The sequence below is a fragment of the Sulfuricurvum sp. genome, from assembly GCF_028710345.1.
Classification (GTDB): domain Bacteria; phylum Campylobacterota; class Campylobacteria; order Campylobacterales; family Sulfurimonadaceae; genus Sulfuricurvum.
In genome coordinates, this window is the sequence record NZ_JAQTUH010000006.1 from 159,255 (window position 1) to 182,918 (window position 23,664).

Genomic DNA, 23,664 nt, shown 5'->3' on the forward strand with positions numbered 1-23,664 from the left:
GGCGGTAATGAGTTTCATCCCTTACGTCGTCGTCGCACTAAAAATTCAGCAACATCCCCCCAAGCCCTTTGGAAGCCATTCCAAGGGGGACATTAATCCCTTTTGCCATGTGATCGGCAAACATCCGTGTTAACCAAATACGATTGGTTTTAATGTTTTGTAGAACAAGGGTATCTTCCCCATCAATCTTTTGCGTATAATATGAGCCGATATCAATCACAAGCTTTTGGGTCTCACCCTCTGGCATCAATGTAAAATGGAGAGTTTTTTGTTCAGAATTAATCGTAGCATTCTCTACTTTTCCATACCCTTTTATTTCAAAATAGGCAGAGACGGCAGCAGTAAGAATTTTAGAACGGAATGAATCTATCGTTGATGTATCGGCATAACTCGAAAATGCAAATATTAGTAGTAGTAAAAACGGGCGCACTATCATGATTTAAACCTTGTTTTTTTGAAATTATAACAAAGCATCTCACACTTAATCATCGTTAAACTCCAACTGCGCTAAAATCACACAATTTTTTATCTTCAAATGGAGAATATGTACTATGAATGAAGCCAAATACATTTGGATGAACGGCAGTTTAAAACCTTGGAATGACGCGAAAATCCACGTCCTTTCCCACACATTACACTACGGTAACGGTGCTATCGAGGGGACAAAAGCGTATAAAACCCCAAAAGGGTACGCAATTTTTCGTCTAAACGACCACACAAAACGGTTGATTGAGTCTGCAAAAATGACCCTGATTAAAGTTCCTTATACGGTTGAAGAGTTAAACCAAGCACAAATTGAGCTTTTGCGTGCCAATGAATTTACCGGTGAAAACGTCTATCTCCGCCCTATCGTTTATCTAGGATACGGTGTTATGGGTGTCTATCACAAAGAAGCACCGGTTGAAGTAGCCGTTGCCGCATGGGAATGGGGTGCTTATCTTGGTGAAGAGGGGATGAAACGGGGAATTCGTCTTAAAATTTCATCATTCAGCCGTCCGAACAACAAATCGAACATGGGTAAAGCCAAAGCGGTCGGAAACTATCTCAATTCTCAAATGGCAAAATTTGAAGCGGTTGAAGCGGGATATGATGAAGCCCTTCTTCTCGATGATGAGGGTTACGTTGCTGAAGCGAGCGGTGCCGCATTTTTTATGATTAAAGATGGAGAGATTATCACCCCTCCAAATGATAACTCACTCGCCTCTATTACCCAAAAAACAGTTTTAGAGATGGCAGAAAAAATGGGATACAAAGTAACCCGCAGAAAAATCACTCGTGAAGAAATCTATGTCGCTGATGAAGCATTCCTGACGGGAACCGCTGCTGAAATCACCCCAATTCGCGAAGTTGATGCACGCGTTCTCGGTGCAGGAGGACGTGGACCGATCACTGAAAAGATTCAAAGCAGCTATTTTGATATCGTATACGGACGTAACCCTGATTACGACCACTATCTAACCTATATCAACTAATGTAAACACTAAAACGAATACATCCGTTTTAGTGGCAAGGACTAAAGTCCTTTGCAATCCCCTAAAGCTACAAAAACTAAAGTTTTTGAGATTAAATATCAATCGAAGGATCTATATGGCAACCGATATGAACGATTATTTTAACAAGAAAAAAAATGAGGAAAAAAAATCAGCTGGTAACAACGGTGGATTTAATACCCCTAAGCCTCCTAAATTTGATTTCAATATGAATCCTCAAAAAACAGGTTTCTTTTGGCTAATTGGCGGAATTTTGTTAATTCTTTTACTTGCCAAACCTTTTGTCATTATCACTGAAGGGGAGCGCGGCATCCTCTCTACCAATGGAAAATACGAAGATCAAGCACTTATGCCTGGGCTTCATTTTATGATTCCACTCATCCAACGAATTTACATTGTCGATACCAAAATGCATATCATCAACTATACTGCTAAAGTTGATACCGTTGCCACAGCGGGTGATGGTATTATTCTCAAACCTGCCATCACCGTTTTAGACAAGCGGGGGCTTCCTGTTGCCATCGACATTACCGTTCAATACCGTATGAATGCCCAACTTGCTTCTCAAACGGTTTCAAATTGGGGCTTTAACTGGGAAGACAAAGTCATTGATCCCGTAGCTCGTGATGTCGTTCGTAACGTTGTCGGTCAATATGAAGCAGAATCGTTGCCGATTATGCGTAATGCTATTGCTCAAAAAATTGAAAGCGGTATTCGCAGTGTGGTCGAACACGGCAAAAATTCTCCCGCTGCTCTCGAATCGGTTCAATTACGCGAAATCACTCTTCCTCAAAAAGTAAAAGATCAAATTGAGAGGGTACAAGTCGCGAAACAAGAGGTTGAAAAAGCTCAACAAGATGTAGAGCGTGCAAAACAAGAGGCATTTAAAAAAGCGACGGAAGCACAAGGTATTGCAAACTCTATCACCATTCAAGCCGAAGCACAAGCTAAAGCTAATCACCTGATTGGTGCTTCATTGACTCCGGGATTACTCAAACTTGAACAGATTCAGGTACAAGGAAAATTTAACGAAGCACTTAAAGAGAATAAAGATGCTAAAATTTTCTTAACACCGGGAGGCTCAACCCCTAATATTTGGCTCGATACCAAAAGTGGCGATAACCAAAAAATAAGCTCAACCGGAAAATAAATCATGAATCTAAATCAAATTGACTGGGCAAAATCTGAACTTCTCCCCGTCATCGTCCAAGACTCTTCCACAATGGAAGTGCTGATGATGGCATACATGAACCGTGAATCGTTAGAACTCTCACTCTCTACCAAAATCGCCCATTACTATTCTCGCTCCAAACAACGGTTATGGAAAAAAGGGGAAAGTAGCGGTCACCTACAGCATATCGAACGGTTTTTGCTTGATTGCGATAACGATACCCTATTGATTCTTGTACGTCAAGAAGGGGTTGCGTGCCATACCGGACGTAAATCGTGCTTCTTTACCGATATAGAATCAGAGGAGAGTGTTAGCGAACCTCAAATCGATACGACTGCCACTTACGGCATTATAGACGAGCTCTATCACACTATATTAGCGCGAAAAAACAGTGATCCCTCCAGCTCATGGACGGCTAAACTTCTCAGTAGCGGAGACAATGCTATTCTTAAAAAAGTAGTCGAAGAGGCGGGTGAATTTAGTTTCGCTATCAAAGATGGTAATGAAGATGAAATTATTTACGAATGTGCCGATTTAGTCTATCATGTCTTAGTCGCACTGGGACACAAAAATATATCTCCCGATCGTATCAAACAAGAGCTTGCTCGTCGTTCAGGGGTGAGCGGGATCGCTGAGAAAAACTCTAGGAACAAATGAAAACAACTATTCTCGCCTTTATGGATACTCTTAAACTTTTTGATTATCTCTTATTTGGGGGAATATTATTTTTCTTCCTTTTTTTTCTCATTTTAGCCATTTTATTTCATAATAGACTTACCTTGGCACTCTCTCTTATCATTGCAGCCTTTATTATCCTTGTCACTGCACCGCTTCAATACATGCTGCTTCATAAGTACCTTTACAAACACACTATAACTCTCACAACCGTCCAAGATCTTGAATTTACAGATGCTTTATTAGTACGCGGAGATCTCAACAATACCTCTCAACAAACCATTAACGAATGTAGTGTTTATGTCTCGATTTCAAAAGTATCCCCTTTTAAAATAATCAACAATATCTATGTTTATGTCCCTTTTAAGACACAAGTTTTACACTTTAAAACCCCTCTAAAACCAAAAGAATCCTATAATTTCAAAATGCTTATTGAACCATTTAGGTACCAAAAACACTTTCAAGTCATCGCAAGGGGGCAATGCAAATGAATACCTACTTCACACTTTGGCATTATGCAGCTATAACCCTTATGACACTAGGGCTTATTGCTTTAATCATTATGACCCTTCGAAAAGAAAATGAAAAATATAAATTTTCAATTATTTTTACCTATATTTTAGCAGCCTTGGGATTTATGTTTGGTGCTATTTTAATTATCGATAGTTATACCAAAAAAATCACCCTATCCGACGTAAAAGATACCCGTTTTCTCCCTACCGAGAAAATATTTTTTACGGGTTACGTTAGCAATAGCGGGAACTATACTATAGGTGAAGTGAGTGTAGAGATTAAAATTGTCAACAGAGATACTCCTGAATTAGAAGGGAAACCTGCCTATCAGTCCAACGCATTTGCAGAATTGATTGGGGATAAAGGGGTTAAACCTTCGTATTTAGTCGTTACGGAAGTTGTCGCAACCAATCTCAAACCGGGGCATCGTAAAGAGTTCCGAATCATTATGCGTCATCCCCCTTATTTTAAAGGATACACGAAATACATTCGTGCTTTTGGACAGTAATTTAATACTTCAGCCCTACGCTCTTAAGGGAATTATTAATAGAGCGCAGTTGAGCATTTTTATCTTTGCACCATTGCGGTGCAATGAGAGAATCATCATTAATCCCTGCCGTAAGCCTCTGAACACTAATAAAAGGAGGTTTTATTCGTAATGCTTCACAAAGCACTTCGAGATAAAGTTCTTCGCTAATAGGCTCAAATTCACCCCGTGCATATTCATTGGCTAATGCAGTACGTTTAACCACATACAAAGGGTGGTATTTCAACGAATCAACCCCTAAATCATACGCCGCTTGAGCTGTTTGAAGCATCATCTCTTTGCTCTCTCCGGGAAGTCCGAAAATAAGGTGTCCACATACGTTTAAACCATGCGATTTCGCTTTTAAAATCGCTTGTTTGACATTTTCACTGGTATGACCTCGATTTATTTTTTCCAGCGTCTCATCAAAGATTGACTGTATCCCAAACTCAATCCAAAGCTCTGTTTTTTTGGAAAGCTCTGAGAGATATTCAAATGTCTCATCACTGATACTATCCGATCGAGTTCCGATACTAAGTCCCACTACATTCTCAAACGAAAGGGCTTTTTCGTACAACGCTTTGAGAGTTTCCAGAGGTGCGTACGTGTTAGTAAAACTTTGAAAATAGACGAGATATTTTTGGGTTCCGTTATTTCGACTCAGCTTTTGAGAGAGGGCATTAAACTGCCATTCGAGCTGTTCGAGTTGTTTCTCTAAATAGGGATTATGAGAAGATTCGAGATTAAGAAAAAAACCTTTGAGCGGTTTTGCTTTGTCTAAACTGGGGCTAAAAGAGTCATTTTCACAAAAAGTACACCCACCTTTGGCAACACTACCATCGATATTTGGACAAGTGAATCCTGAAATCGAAACAGGAATTTTGGAGACTTTACACCCAAATTTTTCACTCAAATAGTTTCCAAAAGTAAAAATCTGGGTACGCAATATCGTCTCATTTCTCAAAAAACAAAGTTTATAAACACGTTCGTTTTAATGTATAACATCAAATAATATAATTTCCTGTAAAACAGGCAGTACAATAATTCTCTTCTTTTCCATTGACACTGAGGAGTAACCCCTCGTTACTGAGATATCCTAACGAGTCGGCTTCGATAAAGGCACAAATCTCTGCATTGGTCATATTAGCCGCAATCAGTTTCTCTTTATCGGGGGTATCTACTCCGTAAAAACATGGATCCGTTGTCGGAGGGCTAGAGATTCGCATGTGAACTTCACGTGCACCCGCAGCTTTAAGCATACGAACGATTTGACGGCTGGTTGTTCCCCGCACAATCGAATCATCAATTACGATAACACTTTTCCCTTTGATTAAATGTTCAATCGGAGAGAGTTTCATTTTGACTTTCAAATCCCGCATCTCTTGGGTCGGTTCGATAAAGGTACGTCCGATATAGTGGTTACGCATAATCGCCATCTCAAAGGGGATACCGCTTTGTTGTGAATAACCGATTGCCGCAGGGACACCGCCATCAGGGACAGGAACAACCATATCCGCCATAATAGGTTGTTCAAGTGCGAGTTTTTTACCCATCGCTTTACGCATCTCATAGACGTTTTGTTTGTAAACATTGGAATCGGGACGGGCAAAATAGACGTATTCAAAGATACAGTGTTTAGGGGTCGGCTCAAACACTTTAATCGATTGTGGTGCTTTCCCTTTTTCAAAAATGAGCAATTCACCCGGTTCTACATCACGGATATATTCAGCACCGATGAGATCAAAAGCACAGGTTTCCGAAGCAACGACGTATCCGTCTCCGACACGTCCAAGACTCAGTGGTCGAAAACCGAATCGGTCACGCATCGCAAACATTTTACTACGGCTCAAGAAAACGAGTGAATACGCCCCCTCAATCTTTTTAACGGCATCGATAATACGGTCGCTCAAATGGTGCTGATCGCTTTTCGCAATCAAATGGATCAAATTTTCGGTATCCATAAAGGTTTGAAAAATCGCCCCTTTTTTGATCAGAGCATCACGTACCTCTTTGGCATTAGTGAGGTTTCCGTTATGAACTATTGCCATCTCTCCGAGATCATAGCGGGCAAATACCGGCTGTGCATCGAGAATAGAGTCATCTCCTGCTGTTGAATAGCGAGTATGTCCTATCGCCATTTTACCTTTAAGGGTTGCGAGCTTTTGGTTATCAAAAACTTGTGTTACCAAACCGCGATCTTTGATCGTATAGAGTTTTTGACCGTCACCCGAACTAATCCCCGCAGCTTCTTGCCCACGGTGTTGTTGCGCATGAAGCGAAAAATAAGCTAATTTAGAAGCCTCCGGATGATCAAAAATACCGACAACGGCACATTTTTCATTTAAACTGCGCATTTATTCTCCTAATTCCAAACAATCGCTAATTGCGTATAATCCATTCTCTTTGCCTACCAACCACTCAGCTGCACGAATGGAACCTTTTGAAAATGTATTTCGACTCGTTGCCGTATGGTGAAGCTCTACAAATTCACCGTCATTGTAAAAACCGACCGTATGACGCCCCACGATATCACCGCCACGCAATGCCATGACCGCAATCTCATCTTTGGTACGTTCGCCGATATTTCCATCCCGACCACTGATACGAACACGATCCAAATCCAAGCCTCGTGCCATAGCCGCAGAGTGTGCCAACGTCAATGCCGTACCGCTTGGCGCATCTTTTTTATGGCGGTGGTGCTGTTCAACAATCTCAATATCAAAATCTTTGAGTGTTTTCGCCGCTGAATGAACTAATTTATTGAGCAACGCTACCCCTAATGACATATTCGTTGCGTACAAAATCGGCATCGATTCACTCGCCGTTTTGAGTAAATTCAACTGATGTGCATCCATACCTGTCGTCCCGATAACCAGCGGACGAGGGTGTTCAAGGGCACACTCTAAAAGTTTTTGAGTTGCTTCAGGGAGAGAAAAGTCGATGATAACATCTGAACTTTTGAGTAATACATTCATATCATTGGTAACAAGCACCGATGGATCAATCGAAAAATTGAGCTCATTACGGACATAAACAGCTCCCAATGAGATATTGCTCATCGAATGTAAATCCTCGATAATCAACTTACCGACACGTCCACCCGCGCCAAATACACCTACTCTTATCATTGCTCAGTTCCCCTGAATTGTATTGTGACCGTATTTTACCGCGTTAGCCTTTAATCACCACTTACTATCTTTAAATGAGCCTACTGCTGAAGTAAACACAGTGTTAACGTAGCCAATCGGGATGTATTCCGTTGGCGTTAAAATTAATGAAAATGCTCATCCACATACGAAATTGCCTGCAATGCTGCTACTGCACCATCACCTGCTGCACATACCACTTGTTTTGGAGCCGATTCACGCATATCTCCCGCCGCAAATAATCCACTAACTGAAGTTTTCATACTCAAATCAACTTTAACTTCTCCAGATTCGGTCATATCACATAAGAATGTCCCATCTTCTTGGATCAATACTTGATTGTTCACGTTATTCCCGATAAAAACAAAAACACCGGGTACATCAATTTGACGTGTCGAGCTGTCTTGAAATACAACTCGAACACCGGTGACTCCCATTGCATCCCCCAACACCTCTTCAGGTGATCCATTAAGAACCAACTCAATATTTGTAGTCGCTTTGACCCTTGCAATCGTATTAGGAGCTGCACGAAACGCATCACGACGATGAATCAAATAGACCTTGGTGCAAATTTTTGCCAAATAAAGTGCCTCTTCGAGTGCCGTATCACCGCCACCGATAACCGCCACCTCTTTCCCTTTGTAAAAAAAACCATCGCACGTCGCACACGTACTTACACCACGACCAAAATATTTATCTTCACCGATAAATCCGGCTCGCTTAGGAGCTGATCCTGTCCCAACAATCACACTTTTTGCCAAATCAGTCGATCCATCTGACTTTAAAATTATAAATATTCCATCTTCATTGCGAGAAATGCGTGTCACCTCAGACATCTCATGTTTGAGTCCGAAACGTTGACACTGTTCTGGCCATGGTGTCATAAAATCCATACCACTCAAATTATGCGCTGTTGCCCCAGGATAATTCTCAATCTCCGAGCTCATCGTGATTTGCCCTCCGGGCATCCCTTTTTCAAACATAACGACATTATCAAGTCCACCGCGTGTAGTGTACAAACCTGCCGTTAATCCTGCTGGTCCTCCTCCGATAATCGCGCAATCCAACATAGTTATACCTCATCGATTTGATTTATTTACAATAACCTGTATAGTACTCTATTGCGGTTAAATAGCACCAAAAATTGATATAAAGAAAAATCGTTTTAGAAAAGTTTTAGATGAAGATAAGTGGGGAGGAAGAGTCTGACCCAAAAGGGTCAAGAGTAGGTTATAACAACGCGTTTAATTTATCAGTAAATGCTTGTTTAGAAGCAGCACCTACCATTTGATCAACCATTTCACCATTTTTGAAGAAAAGGATAGTTGGGATTGAACGGATACCAAATTTTACTGCAATTTCTTGCTCTTCATCTGTATTTACTTTACAGATTTTTGCTTTTCCCTCAAAATCATTTGCTAATTCTTCAATAACCGGAGCGATCATACGACAAGGTCCACACCATGGAGCCCAGAAATCTACAAGAGCAACGCCCTCTTTTGTTGTGTCAGCGAAATTTGATGCTGTTAATTCGATGTATTTACCCATTTTGTTTCCTTGAGTTTTATATGATGAGCAATTATAACGCCCCTTTCTTTAAAACGTCTTATTATAAAATTTTCATCACTTTTCTAAGTAAATGTGTTACAAAGTAATATTTTCAATCCACTCAATCCCATCATCGGTAACGATTAGGGCATCGACACAATAATCCAATGAAAACTTTTTTTTCTGTAAATAGGTTTGAATCGTCCGATTAAGTTTTTGGAGTTTTGAGGGGGTTATATTATTCACTGCTTGCTCATAACTTAGAGCACTTTTCACTTCGACAAAATGGAGCACGTTATCACGCAACGCGATAATATCGATCTCACCGAAGCGGTTGTAGACATTTCGATCGATTATTCGAAACCCTTTGGCTCTTAAATAATCACACCCTTTTTCCTCAGCCAGATTTCCTTTGGCTTTGGTGTGCATGACTTAATCCAAATAATCGGGTTTAATAATATCCACTTTAATCGATTTAAAGCGGGCTGTCTTAATCAGCTCATCCGATTCATCGCCAAAGAGAAAATTGATGTTACTTTGTGCATGATGAAATGTGGTAAAGAGTGTCCCTTTCTTAATAGTAGAACTCACTTTTACCCTCAATGGTGCACTTTGTCCATACTCACTGCGAAGAACTACAAAGTCTTTGTACTCAAAAAAATCTTCATCTTCAACACTCACCAGCAATGTATCTTCACTATGGGAACGGTTCAATTTATCGCATGCTTTAGTTTGTGCGGCATTGTTGTAATGAACTAAAATACGCCCTGTGGTGAGATAATACCCCTCATGTGTTTGTCTATTGAGCAACTCTTCAACTTGACCGCGTGGAGTATATTGATGATAATGAAACGTCCCAAATCCATCTTTGGTACGGAATGTATCGATGTGTAACACCGGTAAATCCTCTTCTTGTACCGGCCATTGCAATCCCCGCAAGCGATTGACTTCAAGCTTTTCATAACTCGCTCCTCCAAAACGGATAGGTGCATCCACCCTGACCGCTTCCCACACATCACGAGAGGTTTTAAACCCAAGATCCGTACCATATCGCTTCGATATTTCGGCAATAACTTCCCAATCATCAGGCATCGTGACATTAACAAGCGGTTGAGAGAGATGGAGACGTCGCTCCGCATTCACATAAACACCCGTTTTCTCGTAAGCACTTTTTACCCCGAAAATAATGTCGGCAAATTTCGTAATCTCATTATTAAAGAGCTCATTCACCACCAATAAATCCAAATTTTCCAATGCCGTATGAATTTTGGTTTGGTTCGGATGGATATGGGCGATATCTTCGCTGATGTTATAGAGGGCTTTAATCTTTCCCTCCACCATTGCATTGATCAAATCGGGAGTCATCATCCCTATCTCTTTAGGGGGTTGATAATCGGGAGCGTAGTAAGGCAACATTCCCACATCGCAGGTCCCCTGAACGTTATTTTGACCACGTAAAGGCATAAGCCCTGCCCCACGTTTACCGATATTTCCGGTAAGCATTGCGAGATGAGTAATTGCCATCACCGCATACGATCCGTCCAAATGTTCGGTAATCCCTAAGCCCCAGAAAAAGAGGCTTTTGCGTGTTGCGTATTTGCGGGCAACCGTGCGGATCTCCTCAACCAACGATTCATACCCTGGAATCTGTAGAAGATATTCAGGATTGGCGTACGGATCATTCAAGATTGAGTCTTTATACTCCTCATACCCTTTGGTTCGTGTATTAACAAATTCGGTATTCACCAAATTCTCAGAAAGTATGACATACGCCATCATATTGAGAATCATCAAATTGGCTTCATAAGGGATACTCAAATGGTGCGTCGCCGATTTCGAGAGCTGTATACGGCGCACGTCCAAAACGGCAAGCTCAATCTCTTTTTGTTTTATCACATCGAGCATACGGTTAGCGACGATGGGATGCCCCTCAGTGGTATTGCTTCCCATAACCACCATATATTCCGTCTCATAAATATCGTCAAACGGATTAGTCATCGCCCCTTCACCGATGGTCGTACGCATCCCTTTGAGCGACGGTGAGTGGCACACGCGCGCGCAGTTATCGACATGGGGAGAGCCGACAACATGACGGGTAAAATGTTGGAACAGATACGAGCCTTCACAACTCGTCCGCGCTCCGCCGATAGCGGCAAAACTGTGTGCTCCAAACTCATCAGTGATAGAGCGGAGCTTACGGGCAACCAGCTCATACGCACTCTCATAGCTGATCTCATAAAAATCGTGATCGACGGGTTCGAGATAATCCATATCCAAATCGGCGAAAAGGGCACTATTTTTGGCTAAAAACGATTTTCGGACACGGGCATTACGGAGCCGTTTGGGGTGAGTAACAAAATCCCATCCCTGTTTTCCTTTGATGCAGAGGCGTCCTTGAGAGACCGTCCCCTCCTCTTTGGCAGAAATTTTTTGGATTTTGTTGTCTTCTACCTCAGCAGAAATATCGCATCCTACACCGCAATAGGTACAAACGCTGTCGATAATCATCGGATATTTCCTTGATAGTACGGGTTATGCACCCTTTTTAAAATTAAGAAAGTGTACAATTTTGTCTCTTAAGGGTTGTGGAAGTAACGTAAGAATTCGAATCATTAAGCTAAATCTAAAAGGGAAAGCGTAGCGTATTTTTTTTCGTTCAATCGCATGGGTAATCCGCTCTATCCCTTTGTCCGTTGACAACAAAAATGGCATTTTAAAACGATTCTTCTGCGTCATCTCTGAATCGATAAATCCGGGCATGATGGTCATAATGGTAATACCGTATGGTTTTAACTGATAATGTAACCCTTCTGCATACGCATTAAGTGCCCGCTTGGAACTGCTATAAGCGATGGAGGTGGGCATACTAAAAAGCGATGCGAGAGAAGAGATAAAAACAATCTCCCCAAAACGCTGCTCTATCAGCTTTGGGATTATCGGTTCCAACAGCGCATGAACACTCAAAAAATTGGTTTTAAAAACACGATGAAAATCCTCAAACGGCGTAACACCCCCACCGTGACCGACCGATACTCCCGCATTGAGGATGATTCGGTCAATCGGTTGTTCACCCAAATAATTCCCAATCACTCTCATGCGCTCAAAATCATTAACATCAGCAACTATCGTCTCAACCTCGGAACCTCTGTCTCGACACCGTTGTGCTACTGTAGCGAGACGATCTTCTCTGCGGGCTATTAACACCAATCTATTTTCATTTGTTGCATAGTGCAAAGCCAACGCCTCGCCTAATCCACTACTAGCACCTGTAATTATAATTCTCATTTTTTCTCTCTCAAGCAAATAGTCGATATAATTATACCCATGAATGAAACATTAAAAATCGGGGAAATAAATATCCTCACTATCGATAGAGATACAACACCGGGGCTTTTTTTACGAGCACTGGATGAGAGCGATATTTTATTGCCCAACCAATACGTCACAGACACAATGCACATCGGCGATACCATCGACGTATTTGTGTACACCGACAGCGAAGATCGCCCAGTAGCCAGTACCGTAATGCCAAAAGCGATGGTCAATCAACTCGCCTTTGTCGAAGTAGTGGATACTACCGCTATTGGCGCATTTGTCGATTGGGGATTGCCCAAAGATCTCTTTGTCCCGCGTGTGATGCAAAAAGTCCCTTTCAAAGTGGGAGAAAAACGTATCGTCCGTGTTATCTTAGATGAGCTAACAAACCGTCTGGTGGGAACCGAAAAAATCTCTCAAGCACTCATAGAGGCCCCTAGAGATTTTTACCCCAACACCCCTGTTGAATTTATGATTATTGCTAAAACTCCCATGGGATACAAAGCGATTGTGGATGATAAATACGAGGGGATGATTTATGCCAATGAGGTATTTGAAAAAGTACACTCGGGACAAATCAAAAATGGATTTGTAAAGCTTCGCCGTGACGATGGTAAACTCGATCTCTCATTGCAAAAAATCGGCAAAGCAAAATCAGACGATGCAGGTGAAAAGATACTAGAGCTTTTAGAAAAAAATGGGGGGATGCTTCCCTATAACTCCAAAAGTGACCCTGACCTTATCCAAAAAACATTTGGAATGAGTAAAAAGAATTTTAAAGCCGCTCTCACTAAACTGAGTGAGTCAAAAAAAATAACTATCAAGGAGAATGGAATTTATGGGATATAGACCACTCAAGAACAATGCCATCATTCAACTTCGTCCTCGTAAAATTTCATACACTGAGGGGGATCGAACCATCACACTGATTTCTATGAAACGAGCCTCTATGGATTTAGAAGTAGAGATCAAAGAGGGTGATGAAACCAAAATCGTCACCGATTTTCCATTTGCTCATCTCCCTAAAAAAATCAAAAAAGAGATCAATCCGCTATAATTGCGCCAATATTTTTTAGGAGAATTCTATGTCACAATTTACCAACGTTACCGCTGATAAAAAAGCAAATATCTATTTTGAGGGAAATGTTACTAGTCGAACACTCCGTTTTGAAGATGGAAGTATCAAAACTCTAGGAATCATGTTACCGGGCGAATATACCTTTAACACTGCTGATGCTGAAATCATGGAGATCATGAGTGGCGAAATGGAGGTTCAGCTTCCGGGATCTGAGGAGTGGGTTATGATTACAGGTCCTCAAAGTTTTGACGTTCCTGCTAACAGTGCTTTTCATCTCAAAGTTAAATCAGTGAGTGATTATTGCTGTAGTTTTGTCAAATAACACTTTACTCACGTCATTCCGTACTTGATACGGAATCCAACTATTTTTTTATATTCTAAGAGGCTACTTAGTGTCGAATTTCGATACTATCTTCCTCAATCCACCCCTCACCGATATAATCTTTCCACCCTTTTCCTGGTACAACGATTCCCGTAAGTTTATAAAAATTTTTCTCTTGAATATTACTGGTATAACTGATTTTTGTTTTTTCAACAGATTTGCACTGCGATGCAGAATCAGGTTTAGTGCATATTTTTCCACCCTCTTTTATATCAAATCGGATAGGTTTGATCAATTTACCACTACAAGATTGTGATTCTAACGATGATTTTATTTTTTTTTCGTATTTGTTATCGATAATACCCAGTAATAATTTACGTGCTTCGCTATCGCCTTGCTTTGCAGCTGATGCAAACCACATCATTGCAAGTGAAATGTTTTGCTCAACACCTCTGCCACTGATATACATGATGCCTAGATTAAATTGAGCATCTTTGTGCCCCTGTATGGCTGCTTTTTCATACCACTGCACTGCCATTGAGTGATTGATATCCGTTCCAATACCTTGCTCATACATCACACCGCAAGCATATTGTGCTTCTATATTTCCACGAACTGCTTCCGTGTAGGTAGTCGAAAAAGAGGGTTGAGAGGAGGATGCATTTAAAGTGGATAAAACTAAAAGAGTGCAGAGTAATAATTTTTTCATAAATTCGACCCTTTATCAAAAAATTATTATTTCTGTCTCCCCAAAAGAGGAGCAAAAATAGTTATTTATAGCGATAAGTGATACGCCCTTTATCAAGACTATAAGGGGTCAATTCGAGTTTTACCGTATCCCCCGGAAGAATCTTGATATAGTGCATACGCATTTTGCCGGCAATGTGACATAAAATCACATGCCCGTTCGGAAGCTCCACACGAAACGTTGCGTTCGGTAGTGCTTCAACAATCTTTCCATCAACTTCGATGACATCATCTTTTGCCATAAAATCCCTTTATATGATTGATAATATTTCAGCTCTACCGTTGATAATCGCAACCGTATGCTCGTAATGAGAGCCTCTTAGCTCATCTACACTTACCACATCCCAACCATTGGTCATGATTTTGGATGCACCCTCTTTTTGACAAATCATCGGCTCAAGACAAAAAACCATTCCGTTTTTAATCTTTGGCCCCGCTTTCGCATTCCCACCATCAAGATAGTTAGGAATTTCAGGCTCTTCATGAGGCTTTTTACCGATGCCGTGTCCGCAAAAATTGCGTAACGGTACATAGCCGCGAGAGAGGATAAATTTTTCCATCTCGAATGAGAGCTCTTTAAAGCGCATCCCATCTTTGATGATATCAATCGCGTAATACAACGTATCTTTTGCACACGCGATCAATGCTTCATCCTCAGCACTGATTTGACCCACTCCGACTGTTATCGCAGCATCTCCGAAATATCCGCTTTTTTGAGTTCCGACATCAAAACCGATGATGTCCCCCTCTTGAAGCCGATAGTCTGTTGGGATACCGTGAATAATAACGTTATTGAGTGAGGTACACACAGCACTTGGGAATCCGTAGAGCCCTTTAAAAGAGGGTTTGGCGTTATGACTGCGGATATACTCCTCACCCATAGCATCCAACTCTTTTAATGAAACTCCCACTTTTGCATTTTCACGTAAAAGCTCCAACGTCCCTGCAACGATTTTATTCGCTTCACGGAGTTTGGCTATTTCGTCGTTTTTGCGAAGTGCAATCGCCATGATTAAAGGCCAACCGCACTAAGAGTTTGATATTTACTGGTATACACTTGTGCTTCGACACGACGCATTGTATCGAGTGCTACTTGAACCACGATAAGAACGGCAGTACCACCAAAGAAGAACGGTACACCCATCGCTTTCACAACAACCCATGGCAATGTTGCGATAAGACCGAGATAGATTGCACCTGTAATGGTCAAACGCCCTGCCGTATCGTTCAAAAACTCTTTGGTTGATTCACCGGGGCGAATACCGGGGATAAATCCACCTTGACGTTTGAGGTTATCGGAAATATCTTTAGCATTAAATACAATAGAAGCATAGAAAAATGCAAAGAACGCGATAAACATAAACTGTAAAAAGTTAAAGAAATAGTGATTTGGATTCAAAACATCCGCAATTGCTTGAATCGTTGGATTCGTACTGCTAGAGAGAACCGTCATCGGAAACATCAAAATTGCTGAAGCAAAAATAACCGGAATAACCCCTGATAGATTCACTTTAACCGGAATATAGTTCATAACCCGTTTGTTTTGATTTTGTAACATCGTCTTTTTCGCATAGGTTACCGGAATACGACGCTCACCGAGCTCAACGTAAATGATAACCAACACCGTCGCGACAACTAATGCAAAAATAGCTAATACAACTAAAAAGCTCATTGCTCCTGTATTTACCATCGTAATCATATGTCCGATAGCACTTGGAATAGCTGAGACAATCCCTGCAAAGATAATCAAAGAGACACCATTACCGATACCGCTTTGGGTGATTTGCTCACCAATCCACATCAACAACATGGTCCCCGCCAACATCGAAACAACGGCAAGGATCACAAACGTTTGATGATCGACCAAAATAGCACTTGTACCATCTTTACCGCCCATATGTTGCAATCCAACACTCACACCGATAGCTTGGACAATCGTAATCGCAATGGTTGCATAACGGATAATTTGCATGTATTTAACCATACCATCACGCTCTTTTTTCATTTGCGCTAAAGTTGGGAAAGTGGCTGCTAATAATTCCATAATAATTGAGGCGGTGATGTAGGGCATAATACCAAGAGAGATAATAGAGAAGCGTTCTACGGCTTTACCGCTAAACATATTAAATAGACCTAACGCGTCAGCTTGATGAGAGTTAAAAAATGAAGCAATAACGGCTGTGTCAACACCCGGTACTGGCACGTATGCCAATAGTCGGTAGATAAAAAGAAAACCGATCGTAATTAAGATCTTGTTTACAAGTTGCTGGTTCATTAGTTACCAGTGGTTGTAACGTTTTCGTCTTTAATTTTTGATGCATAATCTTTAGCGCTTGCACCTACAAGTTTAACTTGAGTGACCGATTTTTTCAAACGGTGTACGCTGCGGATTGTTTCCATAGTGATTTCAGAAAGCGTTGCAATCTCTTTCACTTTTTCAACGTTGATAATTGTCGGTTTTACAACACGAGATTGGAAACCGATTTTTGGCAAACGGCGAGCAAGTGGTTGTTGTCCACCCTCAAAGTTACGTTTTTCATTGTAACCTTTACGAGCTTTTTGACCTTTGTGACCTTTACCCGCTGTTTTACCTTGTCCACTACCTTGACCACGGCCAAGACGTTTTGTGTTGTGGGTTGACCCCTCAGCAGGGGTTAAATTTTCGAGTGCCATACCTTATCCTTTGATACGTGAAAGTGCATCAACTGTTGCACGAACAACGGTGTTTGGATTGTTTGAACCCAAAGACTTCGTCAAGATGTCTTGGATACCAGCAAGCTCAAGAACAGGACGAGCAGCACCACCGGCGATGACCCCTGTCCCTTCAGATGCTGGTTTAAGCAACATACGACTTGCGTTGTATTTTACTTCGATATCGTGAGCGATAGTTGTCCCTTTGATCTTAACTTCTGTAAGATTTTTGAACGCTTCATCAACCGCTTTACGGATAGCGTCCGGAACCTCTTTAGCTTTACCGACACCGTAACCAACAGTACCTTTTTTATTACCTACAACCACAAGTGCAGTAAAACGAAAACGACGTCCACCTTTTACAACTTTGGTTACACGACCGATGTTTACGATCGATTCTGAAAATTCTTCTCTGTTAATAGGATTCATCATCTGACCTTAAAACTTAATTTCATTTGCACGAAGTGATTCGGCAAACGCTTTTACTACGCCGTGATACAAAAATCCGTTACGATCAAACGTAACTTCATTGATACCAGCTTCTTTAAGGTTTTTTGCAAATACTTCAGCTGCTTTTTGAGCGCTTTCGATATTTGCTTTAAGACCCAAAGTTTTTGAGTGAACGCTTGCAAGAGTTACCCCTTGCTCGTCGTTGATCGCTTGTGCGCTAATAAAGCGGTTAGAGCGAAATACTGAGATACGTGGCAATGTCGCGCATCCTGAAATTTTAGAGCGAATACGGCGTTTACGTTGCAAACGTTTTGCCGCTTTAATTTTAAGTGTTTTACCTGTCATATCATCGCTCCTTATTTCTTAGATGTCTTACCGGCTTTACGCAGGATAGTCTCATCAGAATATTTAACACCTTTACCTTTGTACGGCTCAGGTGGACGGAATGAACGAATTTCAGCTGCAATTTGTCCAATTTGTTGTTTATCGGCACCTTTGATGCTAATAACGTTTTTCTCAACTGCAATCGCAACACCCGCTGGGATATCGTAGTTGATATCATGGCTGAATCCGAGTTGAAGTTTCAAAACACTACCATCAACAGCAGCACGGTAACCAACACCGTTGATTTCAAGTTTTTTCTCAAAACCTGTTGTCAAACCGGTAACGATATTTGCTGCAAGTGCGCGATACGTACCCCAAAATGCACGATCTTGACGAGCGTCAGAGTTAGTAGCGAAAGTCAAAGCGTTATCTTCGAATGTTACACCACAGTTTCCGCGAGTATCAAGAACTTGAGTCGTAGACCCTTTTACAAATGTGATTACTGCACCATCAAGAGTTACTGTTACATCAGCTGGGATGACAAGAGGAAGTTTTCCAATACGTGACATCTTATCTCCTTACCAAATTGTACAAAGGACTTCACCACCAACGCCAAGCTCGAATGCTTTGTCGTTAGGAAGAACCCCTTTTGAACTACTGACGATGATCGTACCATAACCGTTTTTAAAACGTTTAAGTTCGTCTTTGCCTTTGTAAACACGTCGTCCTGATTTAGAAACACGTTTTACTTCATTAATTACAGTACGACCGTTTGCATCGTACTTTAACACTACGTTGATTGTTTTTTTAACGCCGTCTTCGACAACGTTGAAACTTTCAATATACCCTTTGTCTGCCAAAATAGCAACAACTGCTTCTACTGTTTTAGAATGCATAAGCGTTGTTGAATCAAGACGACGCATAGCCGCATTACGGATACGAGTCAACGAATCCGCGATCAAATCATTAATCATTTATTTTCCTTAATATCTAACAATTAGGAGTTTCACCTTGGTAAAATTACCAAGAAGACTTTCTAACGCCTGGGAGTAACCCTTCGTTTGCCATTTTACGAAAGCAAACGCGACAAATTCCGAAATCGCTGATAACAGAGTGTGGACGACCACAAATCTGACAACGAGTATACGCACGAACAGCGTACTTTGGAGTACGTTGTTGTTTAGCAATCATTGACTTCTTAGCCATTATTCTCTCCCTTTTGCAAACGGCATACCGATCATCTCAAGAAGCTTGAAAGCGTCCTTGTCAGCAGTTGCGTTTGTTACTACGGTGATGTTCATCCCGTGGATTTGCATAATTGAATCGTAATCAACTTCTGGGAAAATCAACTGCTCAGTCAAACCGAAGTTGTAGTTTCCGCGACCGTCGAAACCGTTACGTGGAATACCACGGAAGTCTTTCATACGAGGAAGAGATACAGAAATCAATTTATCCATGAAATCGTACATTTGAGCACCGCGTAGTGTAACTTTTACACCAACCGGCATCCCTTCACGTACTTTAAAACCAGCTACTGATTTACGAGCAACAACAACGGATGCGCGTTGACCAGCAATGTTACTGATTGTATCTTGGATACTTTGAATCAATTTGTTATCTTTCATAGCAAAGCCACAACCAACAGAGATCACTACTTTTTCAAGTTTTGGAGTCTGCATTGGGTTAGCAATACCAAGAGCCGCTTGAAGCTCAGGCTTAAGAGCCAAATATTTATCTTTTAGTCGTGCCATGATTACGCCTCAACTTTACGGACATTTGATACATCAACAGGCATCTCTTTACTCAAGAATCCGCCTTGTGGATTTTGCTCGGTAGGTTTGATCGCTTTTTTAGCAATGCGAACACCCTTAACGATTACTTTGTTTTTCTTAGGCATAACCGCAAGCAATTCTGCTTTTGTACCTTTGTCATCACCGGCGATCACTTCAACAATGTCGCCTTTTTTGAAATTAAATTTTGCCATCATACAACCTCTGGAGCGAGAGATACGATTTTCATGAAACCAGCATAACGAACTTCACGTCCGATAGGTCCGAAAATACGTGTACCAACCGGCTCACTTTTTTTATCAAGGATAACCCCTGCGTTTTCGTCAAAACGGATCAACGAACCGTTTTCACGGTGAATCTCTTTTTTGGTACGAACAACTACAGCTTTTACTACTTGACCTTTTTTTACTTTACCGGTTGGAGTCGCTTTTTTAACAGAAGCGATGATAACATCACCTACAGTTGCATAACGACGTTTTGAACCGCCAAGAACTTTAATACACATGATCTCTTTTGCACCAGTGTTGTCTGCTACTGCTAGACGCGTAAAACTTTGAATCATGCGCTTACTCCTGCTTTTACAAGAGATTTAAGACGGAATGATTTGCTTTTACTAAGCGGACGGCACTCGATTGCGATAACCAAATCACCAATGTTTAATTGGTTGTTTTCGTCATGAATCATGTATTTTTTGAAACGTTTTACCGTTTTATGGTAACGTGGGTGCATAACGCGACGCTCAACAAGAATAGTTGCTGATTTATCCGCCCCGTTAGTTACTACGATACCTTGAATTTCACGTTTATGTGTCATAGGTTCACCCTTACTTCACTGCGCTAAGCGCGGTGTTGATACGTGCAATGTCTTTTTTCGCCGTGCGAAGTTCGCTCGTGTTAGTCAATTGCATCATTTTTTGCTTGATTTTCAAAGTGAAAAGCTCAATCTTTTTCTCTTTGAGCGCACTTTGAAGTTCAGCAGCGGTTTTACCGTTTAAATCAGTATATTTCATTGCTCATCTCCGCAGTCACAATTTTTGTTTTGAATGGGAGTTTTTGCATCGCAAGCGCTAACGCTTCACGAGCAAGACCTTCTTCAACGCCGCCCATTTCAAAAATAATACGGCCAGGTTTGATGTTCATAACCCATTGATCCACAGAACCTTTACCTTTACCCATACGCACTTCAAGTGGTTTGGCAGTCAAAGGTTTAGCTGGGAAAACACGAATCCAGATTTTACCGTTACGTTTAATGTGACGAGTAGCTGAGATACGAGCCGCTTCGATTTGGCGAGAGTTAATACGTCCCGCTTCCGTTGCTTTAAATCCGATAGAACCAAACTCAAGTTTGTTTCCGGCAGTAGCGTAACCACGGTTACGCCCTTTCATCATTTTACGATATTTCGTACGCTTTGGCATCAACATGATTAGTCAGCCTTTCGACGAGGACGACGTGGTTTTTCATCACGACCCTCTTCTTTAGATTCTTTTGCTTCTGGTTGGATACCTTTAGTGAGAACCTCACCTTTGAAAATCCAAACTTTGATACCGATTACACCGTAAGTAGTGTGTGCTTCAGCAAAACCGTAATCGATTTTTGCACGAAGCGTATGCAACGGTACGCGACCTTCAAGGTACCACTCAGTACGAGCAATCTCAGCACCGCCAAGACGACCTGCTACTGAAACTTTAATACCTTTAGCTCCTGCACGTTGTGCATTTTGCATAACTTTTTTCATCGCGCGGCGGAAAGCAACACGTTTTTCAAGTTGAGTAGCAACGTTTTCTGCAACGAGTTGTGCAGAAGCTTGTGCTTTTTTCTCTTCTTTGATGTTCAATGCAACAGGTTTACCGATAAGTTTGTTCAAAGAATCTTTGATTTTTTCAATATCAGAACCTTTTTTCCCGATGATGATACCAGGACGTGCTGCAATGATAGTAACACGAAGGCGTTTTGCAGTACGTTCGATAACGATATTGCTAACACCCGCGTAGTAGAGCTCTTTTTTCAAATAGGTACGGATTTTGTGATCTTCGCCCAATGAAGTAGCAGCCGTTTTAAAGTTAGGGAACCAACGAGATTCCCAGTTACGGTTGATACCAAGACGAAGTCCGATAGGATTAACTTTATGACCCATAATTATTTACCCTCTACTTCTACTAAAATGTGCGCAGTCGGTTTGCGGATTCCTGACGCTGTACCACGTGCACGTTGCGTAAAACGCTTCAACACCGGTCCATTGTCAACGCGGCATGATTTGATGATACAATCTTCCGCTTCACTACCGCTGTTAGCTACTGCTGATGCAACCACTTTAGCGATGATTTTTGCCGCTTTATTTGGAGTGAACTCCAACGCAGCCATAGCTTGCTCTGCGTTCATACCTTGAACTTCGCGAGCGATCAAACGAGATTTAGTCGGAGATACGCGAACGAATTTTAATAATGCTCTTGCCATATCTCTTCCTTATTTCCCGATTTTCTTTTGTACAGAACCTTTATGGCCCTTAAACGTACGTGTTGGTGCGAATTCACCAAGTTTGTAACCAACGTGGTTTTCTGTTACGAAAACCGGTACAAACTGACGGCCATTGTGAACAGTGAACGTCAAACCAATCATATCTGGCAAGATCATGCTACGGCGTGACCAAGTTTTGATAGGTTTGTTGCTTTTTGTCTCTTTGGCAGCAATCACTTTTTTCATAAGGTGTCCATCAACGAATGGTCCTTTTTTTACTGATCTAGCCATGATTAGCCTACCCTTTTAGCATTTGGTTTACGGCGAGTAATAATCAATTTATCACTTGCTTTCTTATGACGTGTTTTAGCACCTTTAGTTGGTTTACCCCATGGAGTAACCGGGTGACGTCCTGAGTTTGTTTTACCTTCACCACCACCGTGCGGGTGATCGATAGGGTTCATCGCAGAACCACGAGTTTGTGGGCGGATACCCATGTAACGTGAACGACCGGCTTTACCGATAACGATGTTGATATACTCTTCGTTACCAACGCTACCGATAGTTGCCATACATTCACCAAGAATGTAACGCATTTCACTTGATGGAAGACGAAGTGAAACATATTTCCCTTCACGACCCATGATTTGAGCAGAAGTTCCGGCTGAACGGACGATTTGTCCACCTTTGCCAGGTTTAAGCTCAACGTTATGAACCGTTGTCCCTACAGGGATGTTCATCAATTTCATAGCGTTACCAGATTTAATATCCAAACCGCTCTCAGCAGCAGTGATAACATCACCGACTACCAACCCTTTTGGTTGAAGAACATAACGTTTATCACCATCAGCATAGTTAACAAGAGCAATACGACAGTTACGGTATGGATCGTATTCGATCGCAGCTACTGTACCTGGAACACCAAATTTGTTACGTTTGAAATCGATAATACGGTAAAGTTTTTTCGCTCCCGCTTCTTTATGACGTGACGTGATACGACCATTGCTGTTACGACCTGCATGTGAAGGAAGTTTTGTCAACAATGCACGAACACTTGCTTTTGCAGTGATGTCCGAGTTATCAATGTTCGTCATAAAACGACGGCTAGGAGTAGTTGGTTTATAGGTTTTGATTGCCATAATTACACCGCCAAACTATCGATTTGTGCGCCTTCTGGAAGCTTCACATAAAACTTTTTAAAGTCATTTTGCTTACCAGTAAGACCACGGAAACGTTTTACTTTTCCGTCTTGGTTTAGTGAGTTAACGCGAGCCGGAACGATTCCGAAATACTCTCTAAACACCTCTTTAAGAGCGTTCTTTGTCATACGTGGAGACGTTTGAACAACGATTACACCCTCTTCTTGAAGACCTAAAGTCTTCTCTGTATACAGGATCGATTTGATATCAGTAATATCTGCCATC

General features: G+C 41.4%; 38 protein-coding genes. 8 read left to right on the forward strand and 30 right to left on the reverse strand.

The genetic code is table 11. The annotated features are described in order from the left end of the window. Positions 1-37 precede the first annotated feature (37 nt). Positions 38-436, reverse strand: coding sequence for a hypothetical protein (locus PHC76_RS09595; RefSeq protein WP_299969467.1), 399 nt, complete (start codon positions 434-436; stop codon positions 38-40). A gap of 115 nt (positions 437-551) precedes the next feature. Here PHC76_RS09595 and PHC76_RS09600 point away from each other — a divergent pair, with 115 nt between their 5' ends. From PHC76_RS09600 to PHC76_RS09620, 5 genes are all read left to right on the forward strand, one after another. Next, the gene (locus PHC76_RS09600; protein WP_299969465.1) at positions 552-1,472 is read left to right on the forward strand and encodes a branched-chain amino acid transaminase; all 921 of its coding nucleotides are present in this window, start codon (positions 552-554) and stop codon (positions 1,470-1,472) included. 115 nt (positions 1,473-1,587) lie between these two features. Beyond that, positions 1,588-2,640, forward strand: coding sequence for a prohibitin family protein (locus PHC76_RS09605; RefSeq protein WP_299969463.1), 1,053 nt, complete (start codon positions 1,588-1,590; stop codon positions 2,638-2,640). Positions 2,641-2,643: 3 nt separating this feature from the next. Next, a complete protein-coding gene (gene hisIE / locus PHC76_RS09610) occupies positions 2,644-3,318 on the forward strand; it encodes a bifunctional phosphoribosyl-AMP cyclohydrolase/phosphoribosyl-ATP diphosphatase HisIE (protein ID WP_299969460.1) in 675 nt (224 codons plus the stop codon). Then, the gene (locus PHC76_RS09615; RefSeq protein WP_299969459.1) at positions 3,315-3,827 is read left to right on the forward strand and encodes a DUF2393 family protein; all 513 of its coding nucleotides are present in this window, start codon (positions 3,315-3,317) and stop codon (positions 3,825-3,827) included. Before hisIE ends, PHC76_RS09615 begins: the two co-directional genes overlap by 4 nt. After that, positions 3,824-4,357, forward strand: a complete 534-nt coding sequence (locus tag PHC76_RS09620; protein WP_299969457.1) for a DUF2393 family protein — start codon at positions 3,824-3,826, stop codon at positions 4,355-4,357. The genes PHC76_RS09615 and PHC76_RS09620 overlap by 4 nt, the downstream gene beginning before the upstream one ends. A 1-nt stretch (position 4,358) precedes the next feature. Here PHC76_RS09620 and PHC76_RS09625 read toward each other — a convergent pair whose 3' ends face one another. From PHC76_RS09625 to PHC76_RS09660, 8 genes are all read right to left on the reverse strand, one after another. Beyond that, entirely contained in the window at positions 4,359-5,321 is a 963-nt protein-coding gene (locus PHC76_RS09625; protein ID WP_299969456.1) for a TIGR01212 family radical SAM protein, read from the reverse strand. A 58-nt stretch (positions 5,322-5,379) separates the two neighbouring features. Continuing rightward, positions 5,380-6,729 carry an amidophosphoribosyltransferase gene (gene purF / locus PHC76_RS09630; protein ID WP_299969454.1) on the reverse strand — a complete coding sequence of 450 codons (1,350 nt, stop codon included), beginning with the start codon at positions 6,727-6,729 and terminating at the stop codon, positions 5,380-5,382. Continuing rightward, on the reverse strand, positions 6,730-7,503 hold the full coding sequence (dapB, locus tag PHC76_RS09635) for a 4-hydroxy-tetrahydrodipicolinate reductase (protein WP_299969452.1): 774 nt from the start codon (positions 7,501-7,503) through the stop codon (positions 6,730-6,732). 143 nt (positions 7,504-7,646) lie between these two features. Further along, positions 7,647-8,591 carry an FAD-dependent oxidoreductase gene (locus PHC76_RS09640; protein ID WP_299969450.1) on the reverse strand — a complete coding sequence of 315 codons (945 nt, stop codon included), beginning with the start codon at positions 8,589-8,591 and terminating at the stop codon, positions 7,647-7,649. Positions 8,592-8,751: 160 nt separating this feature from the next. Further along, on the reverse strand, positions 8,752-9,069 hold the full coding sequence (trxA, locus tag PHC76_RS09645) for a thioredoxin (protein WP_299969448.1): 318 nt from the start codon (positions 9,067-9,069) through the stop codon (positions 8,752-8,754). 96 nt (positions 9,070-9,165) lie between these two features. Then, positions 9,166-9,498 (reverse strand): YraN family protein, encoded by a 333-nt coding sequence (locus PHC76_RS09650; RefSeq protein ID WP_299969446.1) that lies wholly within the window; start codon positions 9,496-9,498, stop codon positions 9,166-9,168. A gap of 3 nt (positions 9,499-9,501) precedes the next feature. After that, positions 9,502-11,577 carry a molybdopterin-dependent oxidoreductase gene (locus PHC76_RS09655; RefSeq protein WP_299969444.1) on the reverse strand — a complete coding sequence of 692 codons (2,076 nt, stop codon included), beginning with the start codon at positions 11,575-11,577 and terminating at the stop codon, positions 9,502-9,504. 24 nt (positions 11,578-11,601) lie between these two features. Beyond that, positions 11,602-12,354, reverse strand: coding sequence for an SDR family NAD(P)-dependent oxidoreductase (locus PHC76_RS09660; protein WP_299969442.1), 753 nt, complete (start codon positions 12,352-12,354; stop codon positions 11,602-11,604). A gap of 39 nt (positions 12,355-12,393) precedes the next feature. On the opposite strand from PHC76_RS09660, the gene PHC76_RS09665 reads away from it, so the two are divergent. Genes PHC76_RS09665 through PHC76_RS09675 form a run of 3 tightly spaced genes read left to right on the forward strand, consistent with a single transcriptional unit; the run spans position 12,394 to position 13,784 of the window. Beyond that, positions 12,394-13,233: a S1-like domain-containing RNA-binding protein gene (locus PHC76_RS09665; RefSeq protein ID WP_299969440.1), complete on the forward strand. Its 840-nt coding sequence runs from the start codon at positions 12,394-12,396 to the stop codon at positions 13,231-13,233. Further along, complete coding sequence (locus PHC76_RS09670) at positions 13,223-13,441, forward strand: hypothetical protein (RefSeq protein ID WP_299969438.1); 219 nt, start codon at positions 13,223-13,225, stop codon at positions 13,439-13,441. Before PHC76_RS09665 ends, PHC76_RS09670 begins: the two co-directional genes overlap by 11 nt. A gap of 28 nt (positions 13,442-13,469) precedes the next feature. Further along, positions 13,470-13,784: a pyrimidine/purine nucleoside phosphorylase gene (locus PHC76_RS09675; RefSeq protein ID WP_299969436.1), complete on the forward strand. Its 315-nt coding sequence runs from the start codon at positions 13,470-13,472 to the stop codon at positions 13,782-13,784. A gap of 67 nt (positions 13,785-13,851) precedes the next feature. Here PHC76_RS09675 and PHC76_RS09680 read toward each other — a convergent pair whose 3' ends face one another. From PHC76_RS09680 to PHC76_RS09780, 21 genes are all read right to left on the reverse strand, one after another. Beyond that, positions 13,852-14,493: a tetratricopeptide repeat protein gene (locus PHC76_RS09680; RefSeq protein ID WP_299969434.1), complete on the reverse strand. Its 642-nt coding sequence runs from the start codon at positions 14,491-14,493 to the stop codon at positions 13,852-13,854. Positions 14,494-14,554: 61 nt separating this feature from the next. Further along, positions 14,555-14,773: a translation initiation factor IF-1 gene (gene infA / locus PHC76_RS09685; RefSeq protein ID WP_299969432.1), complete on the reverse strand. Its 219-nt coding sequence runs from the start codon at positions 14,771-14,773 to the stop codon at positions 14,555-14,557. A gap of 9 nt (positions 14,774-14,782) precedes the next feature. Then, on the reverse strand, positions 14,783-15,541 hold the full coding sequence (map, locus tag PHC76_RS09690; RefSeq protein WP_299969430.1) for a type I methionyl aminopeptidase: 759 nt from the start codon (positions 15,539-15,541) through the stop codon (positions 14,783-14,785). A gap of 2 nt (positions 15,542-15,543) precedes the next feature. Beyond that, positions 15,544-16,806, reverse strand: a complete 1,263-nt coding sequence (gene secY, locus PHC76_RS09695) for a preprotein translocase subunit SecY (RefSeq protein WP_299969428.1) — start codon at positions 16,804-16,806, stop codon at positions 15,544-15,546. After that, positions 16,806-17,204, reverse strand: a complete 399-nt coding sequence (rplO, locus tag PHC76_RS09700) for a 50S ribosomal protein L15 (RefSeq protein WP_299969426.1) — start codon at positions 17,202-17,204, stop codon at positions 16,806-16,808. Before rplO ends, secY begins: the two co-directional genes overlap by 1 nt. Positions 17,205-17,207: 3 nt before the next feature. Next, positions 17,208-17,651, reverse strand: a complete 444-nt coding sequence (rpsE, locus tag PHC76_RS09705) for a 30S ribosomal protein S5 (RefSeq protein WP_299969424.1) — start codon at positions 17,649-17,651, stop codon at positions 17,208-17,210. Positions 17,652-17,660: 9 nt separating this feature from the next. Beyond that, complete coding sequence (rplR, locus tag PHC76_RS09710; protein ID WP_299969422.1) at positions 17,661-18,017, reverse strand: 50S ribosomal protein L18; 357 nt, start codon at positions 18,015-18,017, stop codon at positions 17,661-17,663. Positions 18,018-18,028: 11 nt separating this feature from the next. Continuing rightward, positions 18,029-18,565: a 50S ribosomal protein L6 gene (rplF, locus tag PHC76_RS09715; protein WP_299969420.1), complete on the reverse strand. Its 537-nt coding sequence runs from the start codon at positions 18,563-18,565 to the stop codon at positions 18,029-18,031. Between the two features lie 9 nt (positions 18,566-18,574). Further along, positions 18,575-18,970 (reverse strand): 30S ribosomal protein S8, encoded by a 396-nt coding sequence (gene rpsH / locus PHC76_RS09720; protein WP_299969418.1) that lies wholly within the window; start codon positions 18,968-18,970, stop codon positions 18,575-18,577. 46 nt (positions 18,971-19,016) lie between these two features. Beyond that, entirely contained in the window at positions 19,017-19,202 is a 186-nt protein-coding gene (locus PHC76_RS09725) for a type Z 30S ribosomal protein S14 (protein ID WP_299969416.1), read from the reverse strand. Beyond that, positions 19,202-19,747 carry a 50S ribosomal protein L5 gene (gene rplE / locus PHC76_RS09730; RefSeq protein WP_299969414.1) on the reverse strand — a complete coding sequence of 182 codons (546 nt, stop codon included), beginning with the start codon at positions 19,745-19,747 and terminating at the stop codon, positions 19,202-19,204. The genes PHC76_RS09725 and rplE overlap by 1 nt, the downstream gene beginning before the upstream one ends. Before the next feature lie 2 nt (positions 19,748-19,749). Beyond that, entirely contained in the window at positions 19,750-19,980 is a 231-nt protein-coding gene (gene rplX, locus PHC76_RS09735; protein WP_299969412.1) for a 50S ribosomal protein L24, read from the reverse strand. Further along, the gene (gene rplN / locus PHC76_RS09740) at positions 19,980-20,348 is read right to left on the reverse strand and encodes a 50S ribosomal protein L14 (RefSeq protein WP_299969410.1); all 369 of its coding nucleotides are present in this window, start codon (positions 20,346-20,348) and stop codon (positions 19,980-19,982) included. The genes rplX and rplN overlap by 1 nt, the downstream gene beginning before the upstream one ends. Then, entirely contained in the window at positions 20,345-20,599 is a 255-nt protein-coding gene (gene rpsQ / locus PHC76_RS09745) for a 30S ribosomal protein S17 (RefSeq protein ID WP_299969408.1), read from the reverse strand. The genes rplN and rpsQ overlap by 4 nt, the downstream gene beginning before the upstream one ends. 10 nt (positions 20,600-20,609) lie before the next feature. Continuing rightward, positions 20,610-20,795 carry a 50S ribosomal protein L29 gene (gene rpmC / locus PHC76_RS09750; protein ID WP_299969405.1) on the reverse strand — a complete coding sequence of 62 codons (186 nt, stop codon included), beginning with the start codon at positions 20,793-20,795 and terminating at the stop codon, positions 20,610-20,612. Next, entirely contained in the window at positions 20,782-21,207 is a 426-nt protein-coding gene (rplP, locus tag PHC76_RS09755; protein ID WP_299969403.1) for a 50S ribosomal protein L16, read from the reverse strand. The genes rpmC and rplP overlap by 14 nt, the downstream gene beginning before the upstream one ends. A 2-nt stretch (positions 21,208-21,209) precedes the next feature. Next, on the reverse strand, positions 21,210-21,920 hold the full coding sequence (gene rpsC, locus PHC76_RS09760; RefSeq protein WP_299969401.1) for a 30S ribosomal protein S3: 711 nt from the start codon (positions 21,918-21,920) through the stop codon (positions 21,210-21,212). Positions 21,921-21,922: 2 nt separating this feature from the next. Next, entirely contained in the window at positions 21,923-22,240 is a 318-nt protein-coding gene (gene rplV / locus PHC76_RS09765) for a 50S ribosomal protein L22 (protein ID WP_299969399.1), read from the reverse strand. Between the two features lie 9 nt (positions 22,241-22,249). Then, positions 22,250-22,531 carry a 30S ribosomal protein S19 gene (rpsS, locus tag PHC76_RS09770; RefSeq protein ID WP_299969397.1) on the reverse strand — a complete coding sequence of 94 codons (282 nt, stop codon included), beginning with the start codon at positions 22,529-22,531 and terminating at the stop codon, positions 22,250-22,252. A gap of 2 nt (positions 22,532-22,533) precedes the next feature. Continuing rightward, a complete protein-coding gene (rplB, locus tag PHC76_RS09775) occupies positions 22,534-23,379 on the reverse strand; it encodes a 50S ribosomal protein L2 (RefSeq protein ID WP_299969395.1) in 846 nt (281 codons plus the stop codon). 2 nt (positions 23,380-23,381) lie between these two features. After that, positions 23,382-23,663 carry a 50S ribosomal protein L23 gene (locus tag PHC76_RS09780; protein WP_299969392.1) on the reverse strand — a complete coding sequence of 94 codons (282 nt, stop codon included), beginning with the start codon at positions 23,661-23,663 and terminating at the stop codon, positions 23,382-23,384. Between the last annotated feature and the right edge of the window lies 1 nt (position 23,664).

Coding starts and splice junctions, on each gene's coding strand:
- PHC76_RS09655 (WP_299969444.1), bottom strand. CDS start 11,577: ATGATTATCGACAGCGTTTGTACCTATTGCGGTGTAGGATGCGATATT.
- PHC76_RS09660 (WP_299969442.1), bottom strand. CDS start 12,354: ATGAGAATTATAATTACAGGTGCTAGTAGTGGATTAGGCGAGGCGTTG.
- rplN (WP_299969410.1), bottom strand. CDS start 20,348: ATGATTCAAAGTTTTACGCGTCTAGCAGTAGCAGACAACACTGGTGCA.
- rplF (WP_299969420.1), bottom strand. CDS start 18,565: ATGTCACGTATTGGAAAACTTCCTCTTGTCATCCCAGCTGATGTAACA.
- purF (WP_299969454.1), bottom strand. CDS start 6,729: ATGCGCAGTTTAAATGAAAAATGTGCCGTTGTCGGTATTTTTGATCAT.
- rplO (WP_299969426.1), bottom strand. CDS start 17,204: ATGGCACTCGAAAATTTAACCCCTGCTGAGGGGTCAACCCACAACACA.
- rpsQ (WP_299969408.1), bottom strand. CDS start 20,599: ATGACACATAAACGTGAAATTCAAGGTATCGTAGTAACTAACGGGGCG.
- rplP (WP_299969403.1), bottom strand. CDS start 21,207: ATGTTGATGCCAAAGCGTACGAAATATCGTAAAATGATGAAAGGGCGT.
- dapB (WP_299969452.1), bottom strand. CDS start 7,503: ATGATAAGAGTAGGTGTATTTGGCGCGGGTGGACGTGTCGGTAAGTTG.
- rplE (WP_299969414.1), bottom strand. CDS start 19,747: ATGGCACGACTAAAAGATAAATATTTGGCTCTTAAGCCTGAGCTTCAA.
- rpsS (WP_299969397.1), bottom strand. CDS start 22,531: ATGGCTAGATCAGTAAAAAAAGGACCATTCGTTGATGGACACCTTATG.
- rplV (WP_299969399.1), bottom strand. CDS start 22,240: ATGGCAAGAGCATTATTAAAATTCGTTCGCGTATCTCCGACTAAATCT.
- PHC76_RS09780 (WP_299969392.1), bottom strand. CDS start 23,663: ATGGCAGATATTACTGATATCAAATCGATCCTGTATACAGAGAAGACT.
- infA (WP_299969432.1), bottom strand. CDS start 14,773: ATGGCAAAAGATGATGTCATCGAAGTTGATGGAAAGATTGTTGAAGCA.
- PHC76_RS09680 (WP_299969434.1), bottom strand. CDS start 14,493: ATGAAAAAATTATTACTCTGCACTCTTTTAGTTTTATCCACTTTAAAT.
- PHC76_RS09620 (WP_299969457.1), top strand. CDS start 3,824: ATGAATACCTACTTCACACTTTGGCATTATGCAGCTATAACCCTTATG.
- PHC76_RS09725 (WP_299969416.1), bottom strand. CDS start 19,202: ATGGCTAAGAAGTCAATGATTGCTAAACAACAACGTACTCCAAAGTAC.
- rpmC (WP_299969405.1), bottom strand. CDS start 20,795: ATGAAATATACTGATTTAAACGGTAAAACCGCTGCTGAACTTCAAAGT.
- PHC76_RS09650 (WP_299969446.1), bottom strand. CDS start 9,498: ATGCACACCAAAGCCAAAGGAAATCTGGCTGAGGAAAAAGGGTGTGAT.
- PHC76_RS09600 (WP_299969465.1), top strand. CDS start 552: ATGAATGAAGCCAAATACATTTGGATGAACGGCAGTTTAAAACCTTGG.
- rplX (WP_299969412.1), bottom strand. CDS start 19,980: ATGGCAAAATTTAATTTCAAAAAAGGCGACATTGTTGAAGTGATCGCC.
- PHC76_RS09615 (WP_299969459.1), top strand. CDS start 3,315: ATGAAAACAACTATTCTCGCCTTTATGGATACTCTTAAACTTTTTGAT.
- rplR (WP_299969422.1), bottom strand. CDS start 18,017: ATGACAGGTAAAACACTTAAAATTAAAGCGGCAAAACGTTTGCAACGT.
- map (WP_299969430.1), bottom strand. CDS start 15,541: ATGGCGATTGCACTTCGCAAAAACGACGAAATAGCCAAACTCCGTGAA.
- PHC76_RS09605 (WP_299969463.1), top strand. CDS start 1,588: ATGGCAACCGATATGAACGATTATTTTAACAAGAAAAAAAATGAGGAA.
- PHC76_RS09665 (WP_299969440.1), top strand. CDS start 12,394: ATGAATGAAACATTAAAAATCGGGGAAATAAATATCCTCACTATCGAT.
- PHC76_RS09595 (WP_299969467.1), bottom strand. CDS start 436: ATGATAGTGCGCCCGTTTTTACTACTACTAATATTTGCATTTTCGAGT.
- rpsE (WP_299969424.1), bottom strand. CDS start 17,651: ATGAATCCTATTAACAGAGAAGAATTTTCAGAATCGATCGTAAACATC.
- rplB (WP_299969395.1), bottom strand. CDS start 23,379: ATGGCAATCAAAACCTATAAACCAACTACTCCTAGCCGTCGTTTTATG.
- hisIE (WP_299969460.1), top strand. CDS start 2,644: ATGAATCTAAATCAAATTGACTGGGCAAAATCTGAACTTCTCCCCGTC.
- PHC76_RS09640 (WP_299969450.1), bottom strand. CDS start 8,591: ATGTTGGATTGCGCGATTATCGGAGGAGGACCAGCAGGATTAACGGCA.
- rpsC (WP_299969401.1), bottom strand. CDS start 21,920: ATGGGTCATAAAGTTAATCCTATCGGACTTCGTCTTGGTATCAACCGT.
- trxA (WP_299969448.1), bottom strand. CDS start 9,069: ATGGGTAAATACATCGAATTAACAGCATCAAATTTCGCTGACACAACA.
- rpsH (WP_299969418.1), bottom strand. CDS start 18,970: ATGATTAATGATTTGATCGCGGATTCGTTGACTCGTATCCGTAATGCG.
- secY (WP_299969428.1), bottom strand. CDS start 16,806: ATGAACCAGCAACTTGTAAACAAGATCTTAATTACGATCGGTTTTCTT.
- PHC76_RS09670 (WP_299969438.1), top strand. CDS start 13,223: ATGGGATATAGACCACTCAAGAACAATGCCATCATTCAACTTCGTCCT.
- PHC76_RS09675 (WP_299969436.1), top strand. CDS start 13,470: ATGTCACAATTTACCAACGTTACCGCTGATAAAAAAGCAAATATCTAT.